This window comes from Methylobacterium sp. WL69 (genome assembly GCF_008039485.1).
In the GTDB taxonomy this organism is placed as follows: domain Bacteria; phylum Pseudomonadota; class Alphaproteobacteria; order Rhizobiales; family Beijerinckiaceae; genus Methylobacterium.
Window position 1 is genome coordinate 79,094 of record NZ_VRUZ01000008.1, and the last position, 6,000, is coordinate 85,093.

Consider the following 6,000-nt stretch of genomic DNA (forward strand, 5'->3'; position numbering starts at 1 on the left):
CTTCAACCGGAACCTTGTGCGATTTCAACGCTCAATGGGCCGCGAATCTGTCGAAAGTATGGGGCTGTGTTGTGCATCGCACGCGACTGCTCCGAGCGCAGTTAAGCACGCAGCAGGGTTAACATTTCCTTGCCGCCGCCCTTCGCAGGGCCACGACCCGCCCCCCCGTTCGCCTCCCGGGCCGCCGTCGAGTCTCGAGGCGGGCAGCAACGCTCGAAACTCAACAGCGCCATGACAGGCAGACAATAAGTCACTCACCTGATCTTATATTTAACGAAATTTTTACCAATAGTTTATAATAATATCTCAGTCGATCAGATATGGATCCGATGTCCTGGGAATCGTGTCATGAAAATCCGCAGGTCGATACTTGGTGCATTGCGCCGAACGCACGACGTTGAACCGGTCGAATTCGCGCCTCAGATCGATTCGGAGGCGGTGCTGAATGCCCTCCCGGTGAATGTCCTCGTCCTGGACCCCGTCAGCGCCAACATCACCTATGCCAACCGGCGCAGCATCGAGACGATGCACGCCCTGCGCGAATACCTGCCGAGGGAGGTCGATCCCGACCGCATGGTCGGGACATCGATGGACGTGTTCCACAGGAACCCCCGTCACCAGCGCAGCATCGTCGCCAACCCGTCGCGCCTGCCCTGGCGGACCAAGATCCGCCTGGGTCCCAAGACCCTCGACCTGCACGTCTCGGCGGTGATGTCACGGGGCAGCTACGTCGCGGCCGTGCTGTCCTGGGCCGACGTGACGCCGTTCACCGACGCGATCTCGGCGTTCGACGGCGCGATCCAGACCGCCCTCGATACCGCCGGCGGCGCGACGAGCACCCTGCGCGACTCGGCCCGGCAGGTGCTGGAGAAGACGGGAGAGACCTCCCACGCCGCCGCGACGGCCGCCACCGGAGCGGTGGGCACCTCGGCCAACGTCCGCACGGTGGCCGAGGCCGTCGAGCAGCTCAACGTCGCCAACGCCGAGATCACGCAGCAGATGAACCGGTCCCGCTCCGTCACCAGCGAGGCGGTGGAGGAAGCCCGCCAGGCGGTCGCGAGCGTGCGGGCCCTCAGCGAGAACTCGAATCATATCGGCCAGGTCGTCGGGATGATCGGCCAGATCGCCAGCCAGACGAACCTGCTGGCCTTGAACGCCACCATCGAGGCGGCCCGCGCCGGACCGGCCGGACGCGGATTCGCCGTCGTCGCCAGCGAGGTCAAGGAGCTCGCGGCCCAGACGGCGCGGGCCACGGACGACGTCTCGCGGCAGGTCGCGATGATTCAGACCGCGACGACCTCCACGGCCTCCACCATCGAGCGGATCGCCGGCATCATCGCCCGGATCGACGAGAGCGCCCTCTCGGTGGGGTCGGCCGTCGAGGAACAGTCGGCGACCTCCACGGAGATCCGCCGCAGCGTCGAAGAGGCCTCGGGTCGGACCGAAACGGTCAGTTCCAGCGTCGCGGCGGTGGCGAAGAGCGCGACGGATTCGGCCAGCTCGGCGCAAAGCATGCTGAGCGCGACGGCGGAACTCAACCGCGAGATCGACGCCGTGGCGGCGGCGGTCAAGCTCTTCCTCGGCGAAGTCCGCAAGATCTGAGGCGGCTCCCCCTCGAACGGAGCGCAGGCCGCATCACCGGGCCTGCGGGACGAAAACCGGTTCGCGGCCGGGGGCGGTGCCCTTTGCCGGCATCGCACCCGACCTTCAGGCCGCCGGCAGCGGTCCGGCGGCGTCACCCTCGGGCGACAGGACGCGGCGCAGGGCATCGGGAAGGCGGATGGCCCGGCCGTCTCGCACGCAGGCGACGACGACCTCGGCCTTCACCAGGAGCTCGTCCCCGCGCCGGACCTCCTGGGCGAGATGCATCGAGGCGCCCTTCATCGCGGCCGTCCAGGTCCGGATGTCCAGGAGGTCGTCCATTCGCGCGGGCTTGGCGTAGTCGATCACCATCCGGCGCACGACGAAGTGCAGGCCGGCGGCATCCCGGTGCAGGTCGGACTGGTCACCGGCCAGGCCGCGCAGCAATTCGGTGCGCCCGCGCTCCATGAAGCGCAGGTAGCTCGCATGGTAGACGAAGCCGGAGAAGTCGGTGTCCTCGTAATAGACCCGCACGGGCTGACGATGGACGCCGGGGAGGTCGGTTTCGCTCAAGGGCGGCTCTCCTGTGGCGGGGCTCGAAGGGACCCCATCATGCCTCCGGGTCGGTGGGAAACAGGCCGAACTGCGAGCCCGGTTCGCGGCGCGGCTCGGGAAAGCCCATGTGGCGGAACGCGTGCGGCGTGAGCATGCGGCCGCGCGGGGTGCGCTGCACGAAGCCCTTCTGGATCAGGAACGGTTCGATGATGTCCTCGATGGCGTCGCGTGGTTCCGAGAGCGCCGCCGCGATGGTCTCGATCCCCACAGGTCCGCCGTTGAAGGATTTGGCGATCATCGTGAGGTACTTGCGGTCCATCACGTCGAGGCCGGCCGGGTCGACGTCGAGGAGCTGGAGGGCCCGGTCGGCGATGGCCCGCGTCACGGTGGGGGCGTCGGCCACGATGGCGAAGTCGCGCACCCGGCGCAGCAGGCGCCCGGCGATGCGCGGCGTGCCCCGCGCGCGCTTGGCGATCTCGTTCGCCCCCTCCTCCGACATGCCCAGACCCAGCACTCGGGCCCCGCGCCGCACGATGAGTTCGAGCTCGTCGACATCGTAGAATTCGAGGCGGATCGGGATGCCGAAGCGGTCGCGCAGGGGCGTCGTCAGCAGGCCGGCGCGGGTGGTGGCGCCCACCAGGGTGAACTTCGGGAGTTCGATCTTCACCGAGCGCGCCGCCGGGCCCTCGCCGATGATGAGGTCGAGCTGATAATCCTCCATGGCCGGGTAGAGGATCTCTTCCACCGCCGGGTTGAGGCGGTGGATCTCGTCGATGAAGAGCACGTCGCGCTCCTCGAGGTTCGTGAGCTGGGCGGCGAGATCCCCCGCCTTGGCGATGACCGGGCCGGAGGTGGAGCGGAAGTTCACCCCGAGTTCGCGCGCGACGATCTGCGCGAGGGTGGTCTTGCCGAGGCCCGGCGGGCCGACGAACAGGACGTGGTCGAGGGCCGAGCCGGTCTTCTTCGCCGATTCGATGAAGATGCTCATGTTGGCGCGCGCCGCGCGCTGGCCGATGAACTCCGCGAGGCTCAGGGGGCGAATCGACGATTCGAGGTCGTCCTCCCGGCGCTCCGGGGTCAGGAGCGAGTCCGGAAGCGGGTGCAGGGTCGGCGATTTCGGGGGACCGGACGGCTTGGGGGAGCCGGACGGCCTGGGGGATTTCGGAAGCTTGCTCACACGGACTCTCGGTGGGGGCCGGCGGGGCCTGCGTCCAGCAACTGTTGTCGGGGCCGATGTCGCACACCAGCCCGGATCGCGCTACATTCGCGGCGTCGGCGGATGGCCGTCGGGGGAGCTCACGATGGACAACGCGTCCGCCGAGTTCGAGAGGATGGATTTCGACGACTTCGAGGAATTGCTGGCCGACAAGCCGCGCAACGAGCGCTGGGAGTTGATCGGCGGCCGCGTCGTCCGGATGATGGTCGGCGCGCGCTGGGAGCACGGACGGATCGTCCAGAACATCGCAAGCCATCTACATCAAGGCTTTCGGGCGAAAGGATCGTCCTGCCAGACGTTTGCCGAGACGTTCTATCTGAAGAGCCGCCCCCTCGACGCGGCGTTGTTGCCCAACGTTCTCGTTGTGTGCGGCGGCATCGAAGCGGGCGCCACTTCGGTGGACAATCCCACGGTGCTGATCGAAGTGCTCTCGCCCGGCACGGAAGCGCGCGACCGCCTGGAAAAGTGGCGGATCTACCAACAGTTGCCGGCACTGCAGCACTACGTCCTTGTGGCACGGGACCGATCACACCTCGAGGTTTACGATCGGGTCGATGGGGCCTGGAGCGGCTTTCGCGTCATCGAGGGCATGGACGCGACGCTCGAACTCGTCGCGATCCAGGCGTCCCTGCCCTTGAGCGAAGTCTATTGGAGCGTCTTCGGCCCCTGAAAAATCCCGCGGCGCCCGAAGCGCCGCGAGAGACCGTATCATCTCACTCGGCTTCGGGCGCGATGGGCTCCAGGCCGCCGATGTGCTTCTGTGCGTAGAGCGGCAGGCCGACCTGGGAGATCAGTTCGAGCTGGGTCTCCAAAAAGTCGATATGGCCTTCCTCGTCCTCGGCGAGATCCTCGAACAGGCGCTTCGACACGCGGTCGTTGATCGAATCGCAGTACTTGGCGGCCTCGAGATAGAGCGCCCGCGCCTCGGTCTCGGCGGCGAGATCGCACTCGATGATTTCCTGCACGTTCTGGCCGATCCGCAGGGGATCGAGTTCCTGCAGGTTGGGGAAGCCGTCGAGGAACAGAATGCGATCGACGAAGCGATCGGCGTGGTTCATCTCCTCAATGGATTCCTTGCGCCAGAACTTGGCCAGCTCGATGTAGCCCCAATCGTTGAGCATGCGGAAATGGAGCCAGTACTGGCTGACCGCCGTCAGTTCGCTGCGCAGTCCCCGATTGAGGTACTCGACGACCTTCGCATCACCCTTCATCCGCCCATTCTCCCTTGAGGCACCGTGGCCGGAAGGGAGCGTGGCACCTCGCACAGGCGCTCAGGCGGCGATCCCTTCCTCCGCAGTTTGGAGCTTGACCAAACTACAGCCCGTTGCGCAAGTCGTCGAGCACGCATGGCCGGCCTCCTCGAGGGCGGCTTGCAGGGCGTTCTGCATGATCGACCGGATGGTGCGGGCGCAGCGCCCGCATTTCGGGCTGCAGCCGAGGCAGGCCTGGACCTGGGCCGGCGTGCGGGGACAATCCGGGCCGCGATGGAGGCAGGCGCGGACCGCGTTGTCGGACAGGACGTTGCAGGAACAGACGATCATGCGGGACCGAAACTCGCGCTGGGCATCGTGCCGTTGGGGAGGATGCCGGGGCTCTGGGGCCCGACCCCTGTCTCGAACGCTAGATTAGAATTACTAGAAATTGCTGTCTTTACAGGACTTTAGAAGCCCGGGGCGAATCTGGCAATGTCCGTGCATGCCGTCAAGGGCACAATTGCATTGGGCGCCAACGATCCCGCGCGGGCGTTTCAACGGGCGAGTTCGCGAAGCCCCAGCCGGATCAGGGTCTTGGCCTCGGCGCCCTCCCCCGCGCCCGCCAGCACCGCCGCGATGGCGGCCGAGGCCTGCACCGGGGCATAGCCGAGATTGACCAGGGCCGAGACGGCGTCGGCCACGGGCTGGGGCGCGGAGCGGTCCTGCACGGCGCCGTTGAGGGCGATGACGGACGGATCGATGGGGGCGTAGGCCGGGGCCTTGTCCTTGAGTTCGGCAACCAGCCGGGCGGCGAGGCGCGGGCCGACGCCGGGCGCGCGGGCCACCGCCGTCCTGTCGCCGAGGGCGATGGCGGAGGCCAGAGCCTCCGGCTCCAGCACGGAGAGCAGCCCGAGGGCCACCTTCGAGCCGACGCCCTGCACGGTCTGGAGCAGGCGGAACCACTCGCGCTCGGGATCGGAGCGGAAGCCGTAGAGGCGGATCATGTCCTCGCGGACATGGGTGTCGATGGCGAGTTGCGCCGCCTCGCCGATGGCGGGCATGCGCTGGAGCGTGCGGGCCGAGCAATGCACCACGTAGCCGACCCCCTGAACGTCGAGGATCACGAAGTCCTCTCCGTAGGAATCCACGACGCCCTTCAGCTTGCCGATCATGCGAAGTCTCTTATCAGAGGGGACGGGGCGGTGTCCGAGGATTGGCCGGGCGGCCCGGAGAACCAAGGGGCGACATGAAGCATGGATCCGTCACCAATCCGCAGGCGAGCACCGGCCGGACGGGCCCGAGCAGGGCGCCCCTGGGCAAGGCCGCCCTGGGTAAGGCCGCCCTGGGTAAGGCCGCCCTGGGTAAGGCCGCCCTGGGTAAGGCCGCCCTGCGCAGTAGCACCGTTCTCGCCCTGACGCTGCTGGGTCTCGCCGGCCCCCACGCGCAGGAGACGCC

The 6,000-nt window shown here is 67.4% G+C and carries 8 protein-coding genes; 3 read left to right on the top strand and 5 right to left on the bottom strand.

Annotated features, from left to right (window positions below; translation table 11 throughout):
- The first annotated feature begins 438 nt into the window (after positions 1–438).
- Entirely contained in the window at positions 439–1,602 is a 1,164-nt protein-coding gene (locus FV218_RS04530; protein ID WP_246684985.1) for a methyl-accepting chemotaxis protein, read from the top strand.
- A 105-nt stretch (positions 1,603–1,707) separates the two neighbouring features.
- On the opposite strand, the gene ybgC is transcribed toward FV218_RS04530, so the two are convergent.
- Both ybgC and ruvB read right to left on the bottom strand, forming a co-directional pair.
- Positions 1,708–2,154: a tol-pal system-associated acyl-CoA thioesterase gene (ybgC, locus tag FV218_RS04535; RefSeq protein ID WP_147708858.1), complete on the bottom strand. Its 447-nt coding sequence runs from the start codon at positions 2,152–2,154 to the stop codon at positions 1,708–1,710.
- Positions 2,155–2,191: 37 nt separating this feature from the next.
- The gene (ruvB, locus tag FV218_RS04540) at positions 2,192–3,241 is read right to left on the bottom strand and encodes a Holliday junction branch migration DNA helicase RuvB (RefSeq protein ID WP_082476128.1); all 1,050 of its coding nucleotides are present in this window, start codon (positions 3,239–3,241) and stop codon (positions 2,192–2,194) included.
- 196 nt (positions 3,242–3,437) lie between these two features.
- On the opposite strand from ruvB, the gene FV218_RS04545 reads away from it, so the two are divergent.
- On the top strand, positions 3,438–4,022 hold the full coding sequence (locus FV218_RS04545; RefSeq protein ID WP_147708859.1) for a Uma2 family endonuclease: 585 nt from the start codon (positions 3,438–3,440) through the stop codon (positions 4,020–4,022).
- A 43-nt stretch (positions 4,023–4,065) separates the two neighbouring features.
- On the opposite strand, the gene bfr is transcribed toward FV218_RS04545, so the two are convergent.
- The 3 genes from bfr to ruvA all read right to left on the bottom strand — a co-directional run bounded on the left by bfr (position 4,066) and on the right by ruvA (position 5,717).
- The gene (bfr, locus tag FV218_RS04550; protein WP_056089214.1) at positions 4,066–4,563 is read right to left on the bottom strand and encodes a bacterioferritin; all 498 of its coding nucleotides are present in this window, start codon (positions 4,561–4,563) and stop codon (positions 4,066–4,068) included.
- A gap of 60 nt (positions 4,564–4,623) precedes the next feature.
- Positions 4,624–4,893, bottom strand: coding sequence for a (2Fe-2S)-binding protein (locus FV218_RS04555; protein ID WP_056089217.1), 270 nt, complete (start codon positions 4,891–4,893; stop codon positions 4,624–4,626).
- A 206-nt stretch (positions 4,894–5,099) separates the two neighbouring features.
- Entirely contained in the window at positions 5,100–5,717 is a 618-nt protein-coding gene (gene ruvA / locus FV218_RS04560; RefSeq protein ID WP_147708860.1) for a Holliday junction branch migration protein RuvA, read from the bottom strand.
- Positions 5,718–5,791: 74 nt separating this feature from the next.
- On the opposite strand from ruvA, the gene FV218_RS22625 reads away from it, so the two are divergent.
- On the top strand, positions 5,792–6,000 hold a 209-nt coding region (locus FV218_RS22625), incomplete at its 3' end, for a hypothetical protein (protein ID WP_210246108.1).